This is a genomic window from Achromobacter sp. CF-sbj1-Ac2-l (assembly GCF_052698165.1).
In genome coordinates, this window is record NZ_CP199855.1 from 1,704,562 (window position 1) to 1,724,926 (window position 20,365).

Sequence of the window (20,365 nt, forward strand, 5' to 3'; positions counted from 1 at the left end):
CCGGCGATTTCAAGCATAATCCGCGCTGGTTTTTCCTGTCGCGTGTCGCTCCGAGACACGCCATGGAATCTTCGGTCGGATGGTCTTATGTCTTCGAGCAGTCGCACAGTCCCGTCTTCTCCTGATCCCGCCGGGCAGGCGTGCTACCTGAGCGCGTCCAATGCCCAGGCCTGGCAGGCGGTCTATTCGTCGGTCGATGCCTATACCCGCGGCCAGGTCGCGGCGGTAGTGTCCGACAGCGCCGACGAGCTGGTCGACGCCTTTTATTCCACCCTGCTGGCCGATGCCGAGGCCGGCCCGCGCCTGTCGCACGAAATTGTCGCCACCCGCCTGCACAAGGGCATGAAGGGCTGGCTCAAGGGCCTGCTGTGCGTACGCGAGCAGGGCGACATCGCGGCGCTGATGGCGGTACAGAAGAAGGTGGGAGAGGTGCATGCGCGCGTGCACATCCCGATCCACCTGGTGATGGCCGGCGCCCGCATCCTGAAAAACGAAATCGCAATGCGCCTGCGCGCCAGCGACCTGGACGGCGTGGCGGCCTCGGTCGCGACGCAGTACGTCTGCAATCTGTTCGACCTGGCGATCGAGCAGATGAGCCGCGCCTTCATGCGCGACATCAACCGCGGCGCCCGCAATGACGAGGCCTATCGGCTGTTCGCGTTGGGCCAGAACATTTCCACCGAGCGCGAGCGCCAGCGCGCCGCCCTGCTCGAATGGAGCCAGGCGGTGCTGATCGGCCTGCACTATCGCGCGCCGGAGCAGGTGTTGCCGCGCCTGGCAGCCTCCGAGTTCGGCCTGTGGCTGCAGCACAAGGGTGGCGTGCTGTTCGAGAGTGCGCCGGCGCTGCGGCAGATTACCGAGGCGGTTGAACGGCTGGACGACGTGGTGCTGCCCGGCCTGCTGCAATGCGGCCCGGCGTCGCTGCCGGACCAGGTGCGCGAATTGCAGGAACTGGTGGCGCTCATCAAGCACCTGCTCAACGGCCTGTTCGACATGGTGGCCGAGATCGAAAGCGGCAGCGATCCGCTCACCAACGTGCTCAACCGCCGCTTCCTGCCGTCGGTGATCGGCCGCGAGATCCTGATCGCCACGCGCGAGCGCTCGACGTTCTCGGTGCTGCTGCTGGATATCGACCACTTCAAGGCGGTCAACGACCAGCATGGCCACGCGGGCGGCGACCAGGTGCTGCGGCAGTTCGCCGAGGTGGTGCATCAATCCTGTCGTTCGAGTGACTTCGTGTTTCGATACGGCGGCGAGGAATTCCTGGTGGTGCTGGTGGACACGGCGCGCGACGCGGCCCTGCTGGTGGCCGAGAAACTGGGCGCCGAGATCCGCCGGCACGCCTTCATGATTCCGGAAGTGGGCGCTTTGCGCATCACCGCCAGCATCGGCGTGGCGGCCTTCGATGGGCATCCGGACTACGCCTATCTGATCGACCGCGCCGACAAGGCGCTCTACCAGGCCAAGCAGTCGGGCCGCGATCGCAGCGTCGCTGCCTGACGGCGGTTGCGCGGCTTGCCAGCCGCCGTCCCGCCGCGCCATGAAAAAGGCCGCTTCCCCAGGAGCGGCCTTTCGCGGTGAAGCCGGAGCGCGGGGCTCAGATCTTCTTTTCACCGCCCAGCGCGTCGACCAGCTCGGCCAGCATCTTGGCCAGCTCGCCCGTCATCAGCATCATGTCGGAGTCGAATTTTTCGTCGTCATTGGTGGCGACGGTGTCGTTGCCTTCCTTGAGCACGTCCAGCGGCGCGACGCGCTTGACGTCCAGGCCTTCGGTCAGCACGAACGAAATGCGATCGGCCCAGGTCATGGCCAGGCGGGTGCATTGCTTGCCCGACTGGATGTGCCTGCGCACGTCGTCGGCGTCGATGGAGTGCTTGACGTAGCGGATGGCCGCGCCGCTTTCGCCGGACGAACGCAGTTCGGTGTCCTGGTCGATGCTGAAGTTGCTCGGCGCCTCGTCCTCGGCCAGCCAGCCGGTCATGGCCGAGGCGGGCGATTGGGCCACGTACAGGTTTTCGAGCGGGAACGGATCCACGCACTTGGCCAAGAGGCCGATGACTTCGTCGGCCTTGGCCGAGGCGGCGGCGTCGATCACCAGCCAGTGATTCTGCGGGTCGATCCACACGCGGGTGTCGCGGTACACGCTGAAGGCGCGCGGCAGCAGCTCGTCGGTGACGCGCTCCTTGATTTCCTTCATCTGCTTGCGGCCCGGCTTGTAGCCTTGCTGTTCTTCGATCTCCTGGGCGCGCGCCTTGGCGACCTGGTTGACCACGGTGCTGGGCAGCAGCTTCTTCTCGGCGCGCAGGTTCAGCAGGATCTGCCCGCCGACGACGTGCGCCAGCCCGCCGTTTTCGCGCGGCGGAACCCAGCCCAGGCTTTGCATTTCGAGGTTGTTGCCGGCTTGGTAGGCATGCCGCGCAAGCGTTTCTTCAAGCTGCTCGCCGGTCAGCGTCCACGGCGAGGAGAGACGGTAAATCTTGAGATTCTTGAACCACATGAGCGTCGGCCAAAAGGGTTGATTCTATACGACGCGGGCCGCTTTGCCGCGGCGGTGCAATACGATGGGGGCAGGCGACACGTTCTGTCACTGACAGGGGGGCAGCCTTGCGGTAATGTCCGCGTCACCCCTGTGCAATAGGAGAAGAAGCATGAAGATTGTCGGCGCCATCCTGATCGTGTTGGGCATCGCCGCCCTGGCGTATAAGGGCTTCAGCTACAAGTCCGAGGAAACCGTGCTGCAGGTCGGTTCGGTCAAGGCCACGGCCGAGACCGAGAAGTCCGTGCCGATTCCGATGTGGGCAGGGATTGCTGCGATCGTGGCCGGCGTGCTGGTCATCGGGGTGGGCATGCGCCGCTGAGGCGCGGCCCCGCGCAGTGCCCGGGCGGCCGAAGCGAGGCCGCCTTTTTCTTGCGCGCACGGAACGCGCCCGGACAAAAAAAGCGGCCCGGCTCAATAGAGGCCGGGCCGGTACGGGAGCACACAATACCGCGTCATAAAAGGCTCGCGGGGAACGCGGTATCGGTGTCAGAACACTGGCCCTGCAATCGCCTGGCAGGGGGATCAATCGCCGGGCGAAGAGGCGCAAGGCCGTAATCTGAAGCGCCAGTCTAACGGTGAGGGTCTGACAGGGTCCTGAATCGAGCAGACGTCAGACCGTATCAGGTCTTCCTGCCGGCGCGAGCGCAAAAAAAAAGCTCCCAGGGGAGCTTTTGAAAGGCCGGGCAGGCGCAGCAGTCCCGCCCGGCGGGGGATGGTCGTTAGGCGTTGATGTCGTTGTCCTTGGTTTCGCGCACGAAGAGCGTGCCGATGACCAGGGTCATCACCGCAATGATGATCGGGTACCACAGGCCGTCGTAGATGTTGCCGGTGGCGGCCACCACGGCGAAGGCGACCGGGGGCAGGAAGCCGCCGAACCAGCCGTTGCCGATGTGATAGGGCAGGCTCATCGAGGTGTAGCGGATGCGGGTCGGGAACATTTCCACCAGCATTGCCGCGATCGGGCCGTAGACCATGGTCACGTAGATCACCAGGATGGTCAGCAGCACGACGACCATGACGTTGTTGCTTTGCGCCGGGTCCGCCTTGGCGGGGTAGCCGTGGCTGCGGATGGCGGCGGTCAGGGCCTTGTCGAGTTCGGCGGCCTTGGCCTTGAAGTCGGCCGGCGCCATGCCCTTGCCGTCGAACGAGGCGAACTCGTCGCTGCCGATCTTGACCTTGGCGACCGAGCCGGCCGGAGCCGCTTCGTTCTTGTAGTTCACCGAATTGCGCGCCATGAACGACTTGACCACGTCGCACGAACTGGTGAACGAGGCGGTGCCCACCGGGTTGAACTGGAACGAGCAGGTGGTCGGATCGGCGATGACGGTGACCGGGGCGGTGGCCTGCGCCTTTTCCAGCGCGGGGTTGGCGAAGTGCGTGATGCCCTGGAAGATCGGGAAGTAGGTCGCGGCGGCGATCAGGCAGCCCGCCATGATGATGGGCTTGCGGCCGATCTTGTCCGACAGCGCGCCGAAGATCACGAAGAAAGGCGTGCCGATCAGCAGCGCGATGGCGATCATGATGTTGGCGGTGTTGGCGTCCACCTTGAGCGTCTGCGTCAGGAAGAACAGCGCGTAGAACTGGCCCGTGTACCAGACCACGGCCTGGCCGGCGGTCAGGCCCAGCAGCGCCAGCAGTACCACCTTCAGGTTCTTCCACTGGCCGAACGATTCGGCGATCGGCGCCTTCGAACCCTTGCCTTCTTCCTTCATGCGCTTGAAGGTCGGCGATTCGTTCAACTGCAGGCGGATCCACACCGAGATGCCCAGCAGCACGACCGAGATCAGGAACGGAATGCGCCAGCCCCAGGCCTTGAAGTCGTCCTCGCCCATGAACGAGCGGATGCCCAGGATCACCAGCAGCGACAGGAACAGGCCCAGCGTCGCGGTGGTCTGGATCCAGGAGGTGTAGAAGCCGCGGCGGCCATGCGGCGCGTGTTCCGCGACGTAGGTCGCGGCGCCACCGTATTCACCGCCCAGCGCCAGGCCTTGCAGCAGGCGCAGAATGATCAGGATGGCGGGCGCGGCGATGCCGATGCTGGCATAGCTGGGCAGCACGCCCACCAGGAAGGTGGACAGGCCCATCAGCACGATGGTGACCAGGAAGGTGTATTTACGTCCGACCAGGTCGCCCAGTCGGCCGAACACCAGCGCGCCGAACGGACGCACCGCGAAGCCGGCGGCGAAGGCCAGCAGCGCGAAGATGAAGCCCGCGGTCGGGTTCACGCCGGAGAAGAAGTGCTGGGCGATGATCGCGGCCAGCGAACCGTACAGATAAAAGTCGTACCACTCGAACACCGTGCCCAGCGACGAGGCAAAGATGACACGGCGTTCATCCTTGGTCATCGGGCGCGGATCCGCGGATGGGCCGCGACCTGCCATGGTAGTTGTGCTCATGATGTCTCCTCGATTTTTCTGGCCGGCGGTTTTCCGCCGTGCTTGACCCTCCGCCGGCGGGGCCGACATCGAGCTATCGCAAGGTTGGGGCGCGAGGCTGACGAGGTTCTGACGGAACCCTTACCTGAATCTTAAATTTGAAACAAAAAGTAAAATTCCCTGGGAGGGCTAGGGATAGTCCTAGGGACGGAGCGGGGAACTTGCGTGGCGGCAAGCGCGGCGCGCGACCACGCCGGGCGGGAAACGCCTGGGCCGGCGCGAGGCGCCCGTCGGGGGGGCAGGCAGGGTCGGCCGGCCTCAGTCGCCGAGGTCGTCGACGGGTTCGACGTAGAGCGGGAAGACGACCCGGATGCGCGTGCCCGGCAGGTTCGAGTGCGGCGTCGGGTGGTCGGTGACCACGACGGTGGCCTGGTGCTTCTGCGCGATCTCCCGGACGATGGCCAGACCCAGTCCGCTGCCGTCCGACAGCGTGCCCAGCACGCGGTAAAAGCGGTCGAACACGCGCTCGCGCTCTTCCGGGGCGATGCCGGGACCGGAATCCTCGACCTCCAGCACGCCCTGGTCGCCTTGCGCCTGCACGCGCACCGTGATGTGGCCGCCGCGCGGCGTATAGCGCAGCGCGTTGTCCACCAGGTTGTTGAGCAGTTCCGCCAGCAGCAGCGGGTTGCCGTTGATCTCGACCGGGGTCTCCGAGCCTTCGAAGCCCAGGTCGGTGCCGAGCGACAGCGCCTGCGGCACCCAGTGCATCGCCTGTTCGTAGGCGATGGCGTTCAGGTCGGTGGCGGCCAGTCCGATGGCGCTGGGGTTTTCGGCCCGCGCCAGCAGCAGCAACTGGTTCACCAGGCGGGTGGCGCGCTCGGAGCCGGTCACCAACTGGCGCAGGCTGGCCTGCATCTCCTCGGGACTGGCATCGCGCAGGGCCAGCTCGGCCTGGGTGCGCAGGCCCGCCAGCGGGGTTTTCAACTGGTGCGCGGCATCGGCGACGAAGCGGCGCTGCGCCTGGACGTTGTCCGACAGCCTGTCGAGCAGGTCGTTCATGGCCGCGACCAGCGGGGCGATCTCGGAGGGGGCGGCGCGTTCGTCGATCGGCGACAGGTCATCCGGCCGGCGCGCCCGCAGCCGCTGCTGCAGCGCATTGAGTGGCGCCACGCCGCGCGACAACCCGAACCATACCAGCAGCACCGCGATCGGCAGCACCACGAACTGCGGAATGATCACGCCCTTGATGATGTCGTTGGCCAGTTGGGTGCGCTTTTCGACCGTCTCGGCCACGATCAAGAGCGCCGGCTGGGTATTGGGCAGGTTCAGATCGACCCAGGTGAAGGCCAGGCGCACGCCGAAGCCGCGCAGGGTGTCGTCCTCGTACTGGACCTCGCCGGGGCGCGGCTGGCCGACGGAAGCGGGCAGGGGCAGGGCGCGGTCGCCGCCCAGGTATTCACCGCGGCTGCCGAGCGCCAGCCAGAACACGCTGTCGGTCTCGTCGGCGCGCAGCACATCGCGCGCCGGGTCGGTCATCCGCAGCACCGCGCGGCCATCCTGGGCGTGCACCTGGCGCGTCAGCACGTGCAGGTTGTTGGCCAGCGCGCGGTCGTAGGGCACGTTGGCGATGTTCTGCGCCACCACGTAGGTGATGGCGACGCTCATCGGCCACAGCAGGAACAGGGGCGCCAGCATCCAGTCGAGGATCTCGCCCAGGAGCGAGCGTTGCGGCGGCGCGAAGCTGGGACCGCGGGCCCCGGCCTGCATCACATCCAGCGCTTCCTGGTTGAGCGCTTCCGGCTGTGGCGATTCAGCTTGCGAGGTAGGCCGCACCCTGGTCCCGTTCGAGGCAATAGCCCAGGCCGCGCACCGTCACGATCTTCACGCCGCTGGGCTCGAGTTTCTTGCGCAGGCGGTGCACGTAGACCTCGATGGCATTGGTGCTGACTTCCTCGCCCCATTCGCACAGGTGGTCCACCAGTTGGGTCTTGCTGACCATGCGCCCGCTGCGGGTCAGCAGGATTTCCAGCAGGCTGACCTCGCGCGCGGACAGGTCCAGCGTCTGGTCGTCGACCATGGCCACGCGCCCGGTCTGGTCGAACACCAGCCGGCCATGCTTGAGCAGCGTGGCGCCGCCGCCCGCGCCGCGGCGGGTCAGGGCGCGCACGCGGGCTTCCAGCTCGGACAGGGCGAAGGGCTTGGCCATGTAGTCGTCGGCGCCCAGGTCCAGCCCCTTGACGCGTTGCTCGATACTGTCAGCGGCGGTCAGGATCAGCACGGGCAGGGCGGAATTGCGGGCGCGCAGCCGGCGCAGGACCTCCAGGCCGGCCAGTTGCGGCAGGCCCAGGTCGAGGATCAGCAGGTCGAAGGCCTGAGCCGCCAGCGCCGAATCGGCCGCCAGGCCGTCGCGGACGGCGTCGACCGCGTAACCGTTGTGGCGCAACGAGCGTGACAGGCCGTCGGCCAGGATGCTGTCGTCTTCCGCGATCAGGATGCGCATGGGCAGTCGAAAAGAAGAAGGGCGCCGGGTGAGCGGCGCACGCGTGCCGCCCTCGGTGGGATGCCGGGGCGGCGTGCCGGGAGCGCAATGGGGACATAGCGCCAGTTTTTTCCTCGATTCTGTCATACGGCACCGGGCTTGCCCACTCAGGGAATACGTGGAAAACTGTGGCACACTGGTTTTTTGTACAGTACAATCCGATGCCATAATCTGCGCTATCGCTTTACCGATCACGCTTGAGCGCCACAGTTTGCACTGCCAGTTTTCTGGCAACAACTGTCAGGCAACGGCCCGATCACCCCTTGCGACAACCCGCGCGCTGACCGACACCCCGTGCCGCGCCCCGATACGTTACAGACCCAGACCTGACAGGACACTACATGGACGACAAAACCACCAAGGCCGCCGCTTCGGAAAAAGCCAAGGCGCTGGCCGCCGCGCTCTCGCAGATCGAAAAGCAGTTCGGCAAGGGCTCGATCATGCGCTACGGCGACAACGAGGTCTCGCATGACATCCAGGTGGTGTCGACCGGCTCGCTGGGCCTGGACATCGCGCTGGGCGTCGGCGGCCTGCCGCGCGGCCGCGTGGTGGAAATCTACGGTCCGGAATCCTCGGGCAAGACCACGCTGACCCTGCAGGTCGTGGCCGAAATGCAGAAGCTGGGCGGCACCTGCGCCTTCGTCGACGCCGAACACGCGCTGGACGTGCAGTACGCCTCGAAGCTGGGCGTCAACCTGGCCGATCTGCTGATCTCGCAGCCGGACACGGGCGAGCAGGCGCTGGAAATCACCGACGCGCTGGTGCGCTCGGGCTCCGTCGACCTGATCGTGGTCGACTCGGTTGCGGCGCTGGTGCCCAAGGCCGAAATCGAAGGCGAAATGGGCGATTCGCTGCCCGGCCTGCAGGCTCGCCTGATGAGCCAGGCGCTGCGCAAGCTGACCGCCACCATCAAGAAGACCAACTGCATGGTCATCTTCATCAACCAGATCCGCATGAAGATCGGCGTGATGTTCGGCAACCCCGAAACCACCACCGGCGGCAACGCGCTCAAGTTCTACGCCTCGGTGCGCCTGGACATCCGCCGCATCGGCTCGATCAAGAAGGGCGACGAGGTCGTCGGCAACGAAACCCGCGTCAAGGTCGTCAAAAACAAGGTTGCGCCTCCGTTCAAGCAGGCCGAGTTCGACATCATGTACGGCGCCGGCATCTCGCGCGAAGGTGAAATCATCGACCTGGGCGTGGCCGCCAACGTGGTGGACAAGTCGGGTGCGTGGTACAGCTACAACGGCAACCGCATCGGCCAGGGCAAGGACAATGTCCGTGAATACCTGAAGGAACACAAGGAACTGGCCATCGAGATCGAGAACCGGGTCCGTGAGAACCAGGGCATCGTCAGCCGCGCCGCGGAATTCGTGCCCACCGCTGAAGACGACAGCGACGAGTAATCGCGTCGTCGCGTCATCGGATAGCGCCGGGCTCGCCAGTCCGGCCGCCAGCGGCAGGCTCCCGTCCCGGGAGGCCTGCCGCTGGCACATAGAGGAAGCGCATGAGCTGGAAACCGCCCGTCACGTCCGCTGATCGCCTGCGCGCCAGGCTGGACGATGAATTCGAGACCGTGGCCAAGCCCGAGGGGCTGCGCCGCACGTCCGACCTGCGGCGGGCGGCCGAATCCGCCGCGGCGTCGGGCCAGGATCCAGAGGGCGCGAGCGCCCAGGCGTCGCAGTGGCAGCGCAGCTCCGAACGGCGCGCGGCCAGCGGACGCGGCCGGCGTGGCAAGGACGGTGACGGCGATGGCACGGACGAGGGGGCGCGGACATCCGAAGACAAGCCCCGCACGCCCCCCAAGGGGCCCTCGCTGAAAATGCGCGCGGTGGGTTATCTGTCGCGGCGCGAGCATGCCCGCGATGAGCTGGCGCGCAAACTCGCGCCCCATGCCGAAGACCCCGATGAGGTCCAGCGCGTGCTGGACGCGCTGGAAAAGGAAGGCTGGCTGTCGACCGAGCGGTTTGCGCAAAGCCTGGTGCATCGCCGCGCCTCGCGCCAGGGGGCGGCCCGCATCGTGCAGGAATTGCGCCAGCACGGCGTGGATGATGCCCAGGTGTCCGAGCTGCGCGAGCAATTGCGCGCCACCGAATACGAGCGCGCGCTCGAGGTCTGGCAGAAACGCTTCGGCGCCAGGCCCGAGGACCGCGCCGCCTATGCCAAGCAGGCGCGCTTCCTGGCCAGCCGCGGCTTTGCGCATGACGTCATCCGTCGCATCCTGGGGGCGGGCGACGACGACTGAGTCGGCCGCGTGCTTGGCGCGGCGCGCGCCGGCATGCGCCGGCCGCCGCGCCTGTTTTTCTGCCGCGCTTATTTTGCCGACTTGATGCCGCTGAGCGTTTTGAAACAAACGTCGCGCGTCAGCGTCAGGAATTCGTCGATGTACGAAGCGTCGGTATCTTCGCTGCGCACCGTCGCGTACAGCGTTCGCCACACACCCTGCGGGCCGAGGCGGCACAGGCGCAGCCAACCCTGGTTCATGTATTCGGTCAGGGCCCAGTTGGGCAGGGCCGCGACGCCGCGATTGCTGGCCACCAGTTGCGCGATGATGGGCGTGAGTTCGGCCTTGCGGATCGCGGCGGGTTCGACATCGGCGGGATCCAGGAATGCCGTGAAAATGTCCAGGCGCTGCCTGTCCACCGGATAGGTGATGAGCGTCTGGTCGGCCAACTGGTCCGGCATGACGAACTTGCTGCCGGCCAGCGGATTCGATTCGGACACGGCCAGCACGAGCTCGTATTTGAACAGCGGCAGGTATTCGACGGCGTCCAGTTGCTGGGGATCGGACGTGATGACCAGGTCCAGATCGCCGCGCACCAGCGCGGGCAGGGGGGCGAACGAGAACGCCGCCGACAGATCCAGCGCCACGTCCGGCCATTGCGCGCGGAACGCGTCCAGCGCCGGCATCAACCACTGAAAGCAGGAATGGCAGTCGATGGCCAGGTGCAGGCGGCCGGTGCGGCCGGCTGCCAGCCGCTGCAATTCGCGCTCGGTGGCGCGGATGCGCGGCAGCACTTCGTCGGCCAGCGCCAGCACGCGCAGGCCCGCGGTGGTCAGGCGGGCGGGGCGGGTGCGGCGGTTCAGCAGCGGCGTGCCCAGGCGGGTCTCCAGATCGCGCAGTTGGTGTGACAGGGCTGACTGGGTCAGGTGCAGGCGGTCGGCGGCTTCCTGCAGGCTGCCGCCTTCACGGATGGCGGTCAGCGTTTCGAGATGGCGGATTTCCAGCATGGGGCGGCAACGGCGAGGATGAGGGTGTGAAGGGCGTGGCGATCCGCGGCCGGGACTGCCAGCCCCGGAGGGAGTGTGCTCACATTATATGAGGTTTTTTCATCTTATAAATGTAGACATTGATTTTGATTCATTTTGCTTTGGCGTCAGAATGGCTGGCACTTGAACAAATTTTGTCTGACGACGGGATTGCCATGACTACGATTCATAATTTGGGGTTCCCCCGCATTGGTGCCCAGCGGGAACTGAAGCGCGCTGTCGAAGCCTACTGGGCGGGCAAGCAGACCGGCGAAGCGCTGGAGCAGACGGGCCGCGAGCTGCGCGCCCGGCACTGGAAGGTACAGGCCGACGCTGGCGTCAAGTTCGTGCCCGTCGGCGATTTCGCCTGGTACGACCAGATCCTGGAATGGACCACGCTGCTGGGCGCCGTGCCCGCGCGCTTCGGCCAGAAGGACAACGAACCGGTCTCGCTGGATACGCTGTTCCGCATGGGACGCGGCCGCGCCCCGTCGGGCAAGCCCGCCGCCGCCTGCGAAATGACCAAGTGGTTCGACACCAACTACCACTACATCGTGCCGGAGCTGGTGCCGGGCCAGAGCTTTCGCATCGCCCGTGAATCGCTGTTCGAGCAGATCGGGGAAGCGCAGGCATTGGGCCACGCCGTCAAACCGGTGATCCCGGGGCCGCTGACCTGGTTGTTCCTCGGCAAGGGCGACGCTTTCGGCGAGGGCGCGGCCGATACGGCCAAGCTGCAACTGCTGGCCCACCTGGTGCCCGTGTACGAAGAGGTGCTGGCGCGCGTAGCCAAGCTGGGCGTGGAGTGGGTGCAGATCGACGAGCCGATCCTGGTGCTGGACCTGCCGCAGGCCTGGCGCGACGCCTTCAAGCAGGTGTACGCCACGCTGTCGACCAGCCCGGTCAAGCTGCTGATCGCCACTTACTTCGACGGCCTCAAGGACAATCTGAGCACGGCGCTGGCGCTGCCGGTGGCCGGCGTGCACGTGGATCTGGTGCGCGCTCCCGAACAACTGGCCGACGTGCTGGCCGGCCTGGGCTCGGACAAAGTGCTGTCCGCCGGCGTCATCAACGGCCGCAACATCTGGCGCACCGACCTGGACGCCGCCCTCGCCACGCTGACGCCGGTCAGGCAGCAACTGGGCGAGCGCCTGTGGCTGGCGCCGTCGTGCTCGCTGCTGCACGTGCCGGTGGATCTGGCCAACGAAACCGAGCTGGACGCCGAACTCAAGAGCTGGCTGTCGTTCGCGGCGCAGAAGCTTGAAGAACTGAGCCTGCTGGGTCGCGCGCTGGACGGCGCGGCTGATGCCGGCGTGCAGGAAGGCCTGGCCAGGCAGCGCGCCGCCCTGGCCGCGCGCCGCTCGTCGAGCCGCATCCACAATCCCTCGGTGGCGCAGCGCATGGCCGAGTCGGCCAGCGTGTCGCGTGACCGCGCGCCATTCGCCGGCCGCATCGCCCGTCAGCAGGAGGAACTGGGCCTGCCGGCCTATCCGACCACCACCATCGGTTCGTTCCCGCAGACCGCCGAGATCCGTGCGCTGCGCCGCGACTGGAAGTCGGGCGCGCTGACGGACGCGGCCTACGAGACCGCCATCCGCAAGGAAATCGAGGAAGTGATCCGCTTCCAGGAGAAGGTCGGCCTGGACGTGCTGGTGCACGGCGAACCCGAGCGCAACGACATGGTGGAATACTTCGGCGAGCTGCTGGCCGGCTTCGCCTTCACCAAGAATGGCTGGGTGCAGAGCTACGGCTCGCGCTGCGTCAAGCCGCCGATCATCTTCGGCGACGTGGCCCGGCCCGCGCCCATGACCGTCGGCTGGTCCTCGTACGCCCAGTCGCTGACCGACAAGCCGGTCAAGGGCATGCTGACCGGGCCGGTCACCATTCTGCAGTGGTCGTTCGTGCGCGACGACCAGCCGCGCGAACAGACCTGCCGCCAACTGGCGCTGGCGCTGCGCGACGAGGTGGTGGACCTGGAGGCCGCTGGCATCAGCGTCATCCAGATCGACGAGCCGGCGATCCGCGAAGGCCTGCCGTTGCGCCGCGCCGACTGGCAGGCATACCTGGACTGGGCGGTGGACTGCTTCCGTCTGTCGACCGCCGGCGTGCGCGACGAGACGCAGATCCACACGCACATGTGCTATTCGGAGTTCAACGACATCATCGAATCGATCGCCGCCATGGACGCGGACGTGATCACGATCGAGACGTCGCGCTCCAACATGGAATTGCTCAAGGCGTTCGAGGACTTCCGCTACCCCAACGATATCGGCCCGGGCGTTTACGACATCCATTCGCCCAACGTGCCCGAAGTGGACTGGATGGTCGGCCTGATGCAGAAGGCCGCCGCCCGCCTGCCTAAGGAGCGGCTGTGGGTCAATCCGGACTGCGGCCTGAAGACGCGCGCCTGGCCCGAAACCGAAGCCGCGCTGAGCGGCATGGTGCAAGCCGCTCGCGCGCTGCGCGACGCCGCCTGAGCCGCCACGCTCGGGCCAGTCTCCCGGGTCCGGCAGCCCGGAACCCCTGTGTTGTGCGCGGGATGCACACCACAGGGGTTTTTTTCATTGGCGCTTGAACGAATTGGCGCCTTGTGGGTCAATAGGCAAAACATCCCTTCTGCTGGATTGTCGCCGTACCTATGATTCTCCAAGGCCCCTATCGGCCGGATCTGCTTGCCGCGGAGACGCTGCCCGATATTCTGGAAGCCACGATCCTGCGGTATCCCGCCGCCGCGGCCATTCATTGGCTGGATCAGACTCTCACCTACGAAGCGCTCGGGCGGCGCGCCGACCTGGCCGCGCACCACCTGATCGAGGCCGGCGTGCGGCCGGGCGACATCGTCGGCCTGTGCCTGCCGCGCGGCGACGACCTGCTCGTGATGCAGGCCGCCATCGCCAAGGCGGGCGCGGCCTGGCTGCCGTTCGAATCCGACACGCCGCCCGACCGCATGCTGGTTTGCCTGCAGGATGCGGGCGCGCGCGGCCTGGTTGCGGGCGGCGACGTGCGCCTGGACGGCATGATCACCTGGACCACCTGGGAGCTGTCGGTGGCGGTCGATGCGCCGCTGCGCCGGCGCGACGGCCTGCTGCCGGAGCACCCGGCCTACGTGATCTACACCTCGGGGTCGACTGGCAAGCCCAAGGGCGTGCCCATCAGCCAGGCCAGCATCTGCCATTTCCTGCGCAGCGAAAACGAAGTGCTGGGCGTGCGCCACGGCGACAAGGTGTACCAAGGGTTTTCGGTGGCCTTCGACATGTCGTTCGAGGAAATCTGGATCAGCTACCTGGTCGGCGCCACGCTCTGGGTGGCGCCCAAGATGCTGACCACGGATCCCGAGGCATTGCCCGATGCGCTGGTGCGCGAGGGCGTGACGGTGCTGCATGCGGTGCCGACGCTGCTGGCGCTGTTCGCGCGCGACGTGCCTGGCCTGCGCATCGTCAACCTGGGCGGGGAGATGTGCCCGGAATTCCTGGTGCAGCGCTGGGCCACGCCGGGTCGCCGGCTGTTCAATACCTATGGCCCGACCGAGACCACCGTATCGGCCAGCCTGGCCGAGCTGCTGCCGGGCCAGCCCGTGACCATTGGCACGCCGCTGCCCAACTACGGCATGCTGATCCGCGGCGAGGACGGCGCCGTGCTGCCGCAGGGCCAGACCGGCGAGCTCTGTATCACCGGCCCTGGCGTGGCCGGCGGCTATCTGGGGCGGCCCGAACTGACGGCCGAGAAGTTCCTGGCCAATCCGCGTCCGAGCGGCGACCACGACACCCGCATGTACCGCAGCGGCGACCTGGCGCGCATCGACGAAAACGGCCAGATCCAGTGCCTGGGCCGCAGCGATGACCAGGTCAAGGTGCGCGGCTTTCGTGTCGAACTGGGCGAGATCGAGGCCGCGCTGTACCGGCAGGCCGGCATTGGCGCGGCCGCCGTGGTGCTGCGCGACCTGGCGGGCATCGACCAACTGGTGGCGTTCCTAACCCCCGAGGGTGACGCGCGGCTCGATCCGCACGCGCTGCGCGCCGCGCTGGCCGCGGAGCTGCCCGCTTACATGATTCCGGCCCGCTTCGAGTTGGTGGCCGAGGTGCCGCGCCTGACCTCGGGCAAGATCGACCGCAAGGCGCTGAAGGCACGCGAGCTGGCCACCGCCTCCGAGCCCAGCGGCGAAGACGACACGCCGGTCTCGCCCGCCGAGCACGCCTTGTTCGAAGCCCTGCGGCCGTTGTTTCCCGGCCAGCCGCTGCGGCTGGCCAGCGATTTCTTCCGCGACCTGGGCGGCCATTCGCTGCTGGCCGCGCGGCTGGTGTCGTCGCTGCGCAAGCATCCGCAGTTTTCCGCGCTGACCATGCACGAGCTCTACCAGCATTCCGTGCTGGGCGCGTTGGCGGCGCGGCTCGACACGCTGGCGGCCGAATCGGCGGCCGCGGCGGCGCCGCTCCAGCCGACGCCGATCGAGCGCGCGCCGGAATGGCGGCGCTGGGCCTGCGGCCTGGCGCAGTTGGCGGTGCTGCCGCTCCTGATCGGCGTGCGCATGCTGATCTGGCTGACGCCGTTCTTCACGTATCACTACTTCACCGGCGACGAGGGCGACTCGGTCTGGCGCGCGGTGGCGTTGTCGATCGCCAGCTACCTGGCCTGCAACCTGCTCAGCTTCGGCGTCGCGGTGGTCTGCAAGTGGGGCATCCTGGGCCGGCTCAAGGCGGGCCGCTATCCGCTCTATGGCTGGACCTTCTACCGCTGGTGGCTGGTCGACCGCATCCTCGACATTCCGCCGGCGCACCTGTTGGCGGGCTCGCCGCTGCAGGCCTGGTACCTGCGGGCGCTGGGCGCGCGCATCGGCCGCGATACCGCCATCAGCCGCATTTCGGTGCGGGCGCCCGACCTGCTGACGGTGGCCGACGGCGTCAGCGTCGGCGCGGCCGTGAACCTGGAGAATTTCGAGGTCCACGGCGCGCACTGGGAGGTGGCGCCGATCACGCTGGGCGAGAACGCCTACGTGGGCTCGTATGCGGTGCTGCAGGGCGGCGTCACGATCGAGGCCGACGGCCGGCTCGAAGGGCTGTCGTCCCTGGCGGCCGGCGCGCGCATCCCCGCCGGCCAGATCTGGAGCGGCGCGCCGGCGCGGCACGACCCGCTGGCGCGCGCCCCCGAGCTGCCGCCGCGGCCGGTGCGCGAGGGGCGCTGGGCGCGGCTCGACATGCTGGCCTACGCCGCCGGCGGCACGCTGATCGCCGCGCTGTTCTTCATGCCCGTGTTTCCCAGCTTCGTGCTGATCGACTGGATCGACGCGCGCTGGCTCGACCTGATGGGCTCGCGCGTCTGGTGGCCGAATGCGTTCCTGGCCTATCTGCTGCTGGCCTTGCCGGCCAGCGCCTTGCTGCTGCTGCTGACCGTGCTGGTCTCGGCCATGCTGCGCTGGGCGTTGCTGCCGCGCTTGAGCGGCGGGCGCTGGCCGGTCTATGGCCAGATCTATCTGCGGCGCTGGCTCACCAACCAGATCCAGGAGTCCAGCCTGAGCGTGCTGCACGGCCTGTACGCCTCGATCTATGCCGGCACCTGGTATCGGCTGCTGGGCGCGAAGGTGGGGCGCGGCACCGAAATCTCGACCGCGATGGGCATCGTGCCGGACATGCTGACGCTGGGCCGCGACAGCTTCATTGCCGATGGCGTGATGCTGGGCGACGAGGAGGTCGACCGGGGCTGGATGACCATGCGACCCACCGTCATCGGCAATCGCAGTTTCGTGGGCAACGGCGCCTACGTGCCGGACGGCTCGGTGCTGCCCGACGACGTGTTGATCGGCGTGCAGAGCCGGGCGCCGGCCAATGCCCGCATGGCCAGCGGCCAGACCTGGCTCGGCAATCCGCCGCTGGCGCTGCCGGCGCGGGAGCAGGCGGCCGGCTTTCCCGAGCACCTGACCTTCCGCCCCAGCCTGGGCCGCAAGGTGGCGCGCGGCGCGGTCGAGCTGATGCGCATGATTCTGCCGCTGGCCGTGGTGATCGCGGTGGGCTACCTGACGGTCATGAAGGTCATCCCGATCGCGGCGCGCGACGGTTTCGTGGCGGCGTTCGACGAACTGATGCTGGCCGGCGTGCTGTATGGCGTCGGCACCTTCCTGTTTCTGGTGGCGCTCAAATGGCTGCTGATCGGCCGCTACCGACCGCACGCCGAACCAATGTGGACGCCGTTCGTGTGGAAGAGCGAGGCCGTGACCAGCCTGTATGAGTCGATCGCGGTGCCGAACTTCTTCAATTTCCTGCGCGCCACGCCCTGGCTGCCGCTGGCCCTGCGCTGCATGGGCGCGCGGATCGGCAGGCGGGTGTTCATGGACACCACCGACATCACCGAATACGACTGTGTATCAATTGGGGACGATGCCGTGCTGCATGCCTGGTCGGGGCCGCAGACGCACCTGTTCGAGGACCGCGTCATGAAGATCGGGCAGGTCCGTATCGGTAACGGCGTCAATGTCGGCCCGCGCAGCACCATCCTGTATGACACCCGGGTCGAGGACGGGGCCCGCCTGGGCCCGCTGACCCTGGTGCTCAAGGGCGAAAGCATCCCGGCGGGGCAGGCCTGGATGGGCAGTCCGGCCACGCCGTGGACACAACGCTGAGGCGGCGCGGCGCGATCTGCCCGGGCGACGGGCGTTCGCGCCGCGCATTTTGACCGTCGGGGCAGGGCGGGCTGCGCTATACTTTGAAGGTTTTGTTGCCGCGCACCATGCGCCGGCCGTCTTCGCCCCGCAGGCCCCAAGCATGCCCTTGCCACCGCCGGATTGTCCTCGCCAGCCGCTGCACACGCGTTCCATACGCGTGCAGTCGTATGCGCGCGATGACGGCAACTGGGACCTGGAAGCCGAGCTCATCGACGTCAAGGCGTACGATTTTCCCAAGCGCGACGGCGAGATGTTCAAGGCGGGGCAACCCATCCACCATATGCACCTGCGCATCACCATCGATGGCGATTTCACCATCGTGGCCGCGCGGGCCGTCTATGATGCCGCTCCCTATGGCGAGCACTGCATGGCCATCGAATCCGCCTACGCTGACCTGGTCGGCATGAACCTGCTCAAGGGGTTCCGCCGTCAGGTCAAGGAACGCTTCGGCCATGTCGAGGGCTGTACGCACATGACCGAGCTGTCGCAGGTGCTTCCCACCGCGGCGGTGCAGACCATGGCCAATCGCCGGCGGCAGGAAAGCAACCCGAACCGGCGTCCGTTCCAACTGGACGGCTGTCATGCCCTGAGCACCGACGGCCCGGTGGTGGCTGAGCACTATCCCAAGTGGTACACCGGGGGTAGCGCTGAGGCATCGGCCGATTCGACCTCCGATTCACCTTCTCTTTCTCATACGTCCTGACAGGTAACACATGAAAATCCACGAGTATCAAGGCAAGGAACTGCTGAAGCAATTTGGCATCCCGGTGCCGCGCGGGATTCCCGCTCTTTCCGTCGACGAGGCCGTGGCTGCCGCTGAAAAGCTGGGTGGACCGGTCTGGGTCGTCAAGGCACAGATCCACGCGGGCGGCCGCGGCAAGGGCGGCGGCGTGAAGCTGGCGCGCTCGCTGGACGACGTGCGCAAGCTCGCCTCCGAAATCCTGGGCATGCAACTGGTCACGCACCAGACCGGCCCGGAAGGCCAGAAGGTCCGCCGCCTGTACATCGAAGACGGCGCCGACATCCAGAAGGAATACTACGTGTCGCTGGTCACCGACCGCGCCACCCAGAAGGTCGCCTTCATCGCCTCCAGCGAAGGCGGCATGGACATCGAGGAAGTGGCCCACTCCACCCCCGAGAAGATCGTCACCGAATACATCGATCCGCTGACCGGCCTGTCGGCCGAGCAAGCCACCAAGATCGCCAACGCGATCGGCCTGCCCGCCGACTCGACCGCCCAGGCCGTGGACGTGTTCCAGAAGCTCTACAAGTGCTACATGGACACCGACGCCTCGCTGGTCGAAATCAACCCCCTGAACCGCGACAGCAAGGGCAACATCATCGCCCTGGACGCCAAGTTCAACTTCGACTCCAACGCCCTGTTCCGTCACCCGGAAATCGTCGCCTACCGCGACCTGGACGAAGAAGATCCGGCTGAAATCGAAGCCTCGAAGTTCGACCTGGCCTACATCCAGCTCGACGGCAACATCGGCTGCCTGGTGAACGGCGCCGGCCTGGCCATGGCCACCATGGACACCATCAAGCTGTTCGGCGGCGAGCCGGCCAACTTCCTGGACGTCGGCGGCGGCGCCACGGCCGAGAAGGTCACGGAAGCCTTCAAGATCATGCTCAAGAACAAGAGCGTGAAGGCCATCCTGGTCAACATCTTCGGCGGCATCATGCGCTGCGACGTCATCGCCGAAGGCGTGATCGCCGCTTGCAAGGCCGTCAACCTGAACGTGCCGCTGGTCGTGCGCATGAAGGGCACCAACGAAGAACTCGGCAAGAAGATGCTGGCCGAGTCGGGCCTGCCGATCATCAGCGCCGACACGATGGCCGAAGCCGCCACCCGCGTCGTCGCCGCCGTCAAGTAAAGAGAAAAAATCCAAGGATTCACAAATGTCGATTCTGATCAACAAGGACACCAAGGTCATCACCCAGGGCATCACGGGCAAGACCGGTCAGTTCCACACTCGCATGTGCCGCGAGTACGCCAATGGCAAAGCCGCCTTCGTGGCCGGCGTGAACCCCAAGAAGGCCGGTGAGGACTTCGAAGGCGTGCCGATCTTCGCGTCGGTCAAGGACGCCAAGGCCGACACCGGCGCCACCGTGTCGGTCATCTACGTGCCGCCCGCCGGCGCCGCCGCCGCCATCTGGGAAGCCGTCGAGGCCGAACTGGATCTGGTGATCTGCATCACCGAAGGCATCCCGGTCCGCGACATGCTGGAAGTCAAGAACCGCATGAAGGCCAAGGGCAGCAAGACGCTGCTGCTGGGCCCGAACTGCCCCGGCCTGATCACCCCGGACGAAATCAAGATCGGCATCATGCCCGGTCACATCCACCGCAAGGGCCGCATCGGCATCGTCAGCCGCTCGGGCACCCTGACGTACGAAGCCGTGGCGCAAGTCACCGAGCTGGGCCTGGGTCAATCCAGCGCCGTCGGCATCGGTGGCGACCCCATCAACGGCCTCAAGCACGTCGACGTCCTGAAGATGTTCAATGACGATCCCGACACCGACGCCGTCATCATGATCGGCGAGATCGGCGGTCCGGACGAAGTCAACGCCGCCCAGTGGGCCAAGGACAACATGAAGAAGCCGGTCGTCGGCTTCATCGCCGGTGTCACCGCCCCTCCCGGAAAGCGCATGGGCCACGCCGGCGCGCTGATCTCCGGCGGCGCCGACACGGCCGACGCCAAGCTGGAAGTCATGGAAGCCTGCGGCATCCGCACCACGCGCAACCCCTCCGAAATGGGCAAGCTGCTCAAGTCGGTGCTGTAAGGTTGTGCGCATGAAGAAGGCCCGCCTCGGCGGGCCTTTTTTTCGTTCCAGCCTAGGGAAATCCCGTGTCCATGATGCGGCCGGCGAAACATACGGAAAGCTGAACGAAACTATAATGAAAGAAATTCTGCACGTACCCAGCAAGAATGCCGTCGGGCTCGCACCAAGACGGTCAGTACGTCTTTTTGTCTTTTCCACCCATTCATTTGGTTTGTCCTAGGGGGATCACGTCC

At 66.6% G+C, this 20,365-nt stretch carries 14 protein-coding genes; 9 read left to right on the top strand and 5 right to left on the bottom strand.

What is annotated here, in order from left to right:
* The first annotated feature begins 87 nt into the window (after window positions 1-87).
* A complete protein-coding gene (locus ACUDCK_RS07805) occupies window positions 88-1,500 on the top strand; it encodes a diguanylate cyclase (protein ID WP_175168288.1) in 1,413 nt (470 codons plus the stop codon).
* A gap of 97 nt (window positions 1,501-1,597) precedes the next feature.
* Here ACUDCK_RS07805 and ACUDCK_RS07810 read toward each other — a convergent pair whose 3' ends face one another.
* Entirely contained in the window at window positions 1,598-2,497 is a 900-nt protein-coding gene (locus ACUDCK_RS07810; RefSeq protein ID WP_006393742.1) for a recombination-associated protein RdgC, read from the bottom strand.
* A gap of 151 nt (window positions 2,498-2,648) precedes the next feature.
* Between ACUDCK_RS07810 and ACUDCK_RS07815 the strand changes: the two genes are divergently transcribed.
* Window positions 2,649-2,858, top strand: coding sequence for a hypothetical protein (locus ACUDCK_RS07815; RefSeq protein ID WP_006388393.1), 210 nt, complete (start codon window positions 2,649-2,651; stop codon window positions 2,856-2,858).
* A 400-nt stretch (window positions 2,859-3,258) separates the two neighbouring features.
* Here the strand turns inward: ACUDCK_RS07815 and ACUDCK_RS07820 are convergent, their stop codons facing one another.
* The 3 genes from ACUDCK_RS07820 to ACUDCK_RS07830 form a co-directional block, all read right to left on the bottom strand.
* On the bottom strand, window positions 3,259-4,920 hold the full coding sequence (locus ACUDCK_RS07820) for an MFS transporter (RefSeq protein ID WP_054501371.1): 1,662 nt from the start codon (window positions 4,918-4,920) through the stop codon (window positions 3,259-3,261).
* A gap of 312 nt (window positions 4,921-5,232) precedes the next feature.
* Window positions 5,233-6,609 (bottom strand): sensor histidine kinase, encoded by a 1,377-nt coding sequence (locus tag ACUDCK_RS07825; RefSeq protein ID WP_116791107.1) that lies wholly within the window; start codon window positions 6,607-6,609, stop codon window positions 5,233-5,235.
* A 115-nt stretch (window positions 6,610-6,724) separates the two neighbouring features.
* Window positions 6,725-7,414 (bottom strand): response regulator transcription factor, encoded by a 690-nt coding sequence (locus ACUDCK_RS07830; RefSeq protein WP_006393745.1) that lies wholly within the window; start codon window positions 7,412-7,414, stop codon window positions 6,725-6,727.
* Between the two features lie 380 nt (window positions 7,415-7,794).
* Here ACUDCK_RS07830 and recA point away from each other — a divergent pair, with 380 nt between their 5' ends.
* Both recA and recX read left to right on the top strand, forming a co-directional pair.
* On the top strand, window positions 7,795-8,859 hold the full coding sequence (recA, locus tag ACUDCK_RS07835) for a recombinase RecA (protein WP_054417614.1): 1,065 nt from the start codon (window positions 7,795-7,797) through the stop codon (window positions 8,857-8,859).
* A 101-nt stretch (window positions 8,860-8,960) separates the two neighbouring features.
* The gene (gene recX / locus ACUDCK_RS07840) at window positions 8,961-9,698 is read left to right on the top strand and encodes a recombination regulator RecX (RefSeq protein WP_175168287.1); all 738 of its coding nucleotides are present in this window, start codon (window positions 8,961-8,963) and stop codon (window positions 9,696-9,698) included.
* Window positions 9,699-9,766: 68 nt separating this feature from the next.
* Here the strand turns inward: recX and ACUDCK_RS07845 are convergent, their stop codons facing one another.
* Window positions 9,767-10,684: a LysR family transcriptional regulator gene (locus ACUDCK_RS07845; protein WP_054501368.1), complete on the bottom strand. Its 918-nt coding sequence runs from the start codon at window positions 10,682-10,684 to the stop codon at window positions 9,767-9,769.
* 194 nt (window positions 10,685-10,878) lie between these two features.
* On the opposite strand from ACUDCK_RS07845, the gene metE reads away from it, so the two are divergent.
* From metE to sucD, 5 genes are all read left to right on the top strand, one after another.
* Window positions 10,879-13,176, top strand: coding sequence for a 5-methyltetrahydropteroyltriglutamate--homocysteine S-methyltransferase (metE, locus tag ACUDCK_RS07850; protein ID WP_175168286.1), 2,298 nt, complete (start codon window positions 10,879-10,881; stop codon window positions 13,174-13,176).
* Between the two features lie 161 nt (window positions 13,177-13,337).
* Complete coding sequence (locus tag ACUDCK_RS07855; RefSeq protein ID WP_175168285.1) at window positions 13,338-17,309, top strand: Pls/PosA family non-ribosomal peptide synthetase; 3,972 nt, start codon at window positions 13,338-13,340, stop codon at window positions 17,307-17,309.
* 142 nt (window positions 17,310-17,451) lie between these two features.
* Complete coding sequence (locus ACUDCK_RS07860) at window positions 17,452-18,054, top strand: DUF2889 domain-containing protein (RefSeq protein WP_049072472.1); 603 nt, start codon at window positions 17,452-17,454, stop codon at window positions 18,052-18,054.
* A 10-nt stretch (window positions 18,055-18,064) separates the two neighbouring features.
* Entirely contained in the window at window positions 18,065-19,225 is a 1,161-nt protein-coding gene (gene sucC / locus ACUDCK_RS07865) for an ADP-forming succinate--CoA ligase subunit beta (protein ID WP_006388409.1), read from the top strand.
* A gap of 25 nt (window positions 19,226-19,250) precedes the next feature.
* Window positions 19,251-20,132 carry a succinate--CoA ligase subunit alpha gene (gene sucD, locus ACUDCK_RS07870; RefSeq protein WP_006388410.1) on the top strand — a complete coding sequence of 294 codons (882 nt, stop codon included), beginning with the start codon at window positions 19,251-19,253 and terminating at the stop codon, window positions 20,130-20,132.
* The last annotated feature ends 233 nt before the right edge of the window (window positions 20,133-20,365 follow it).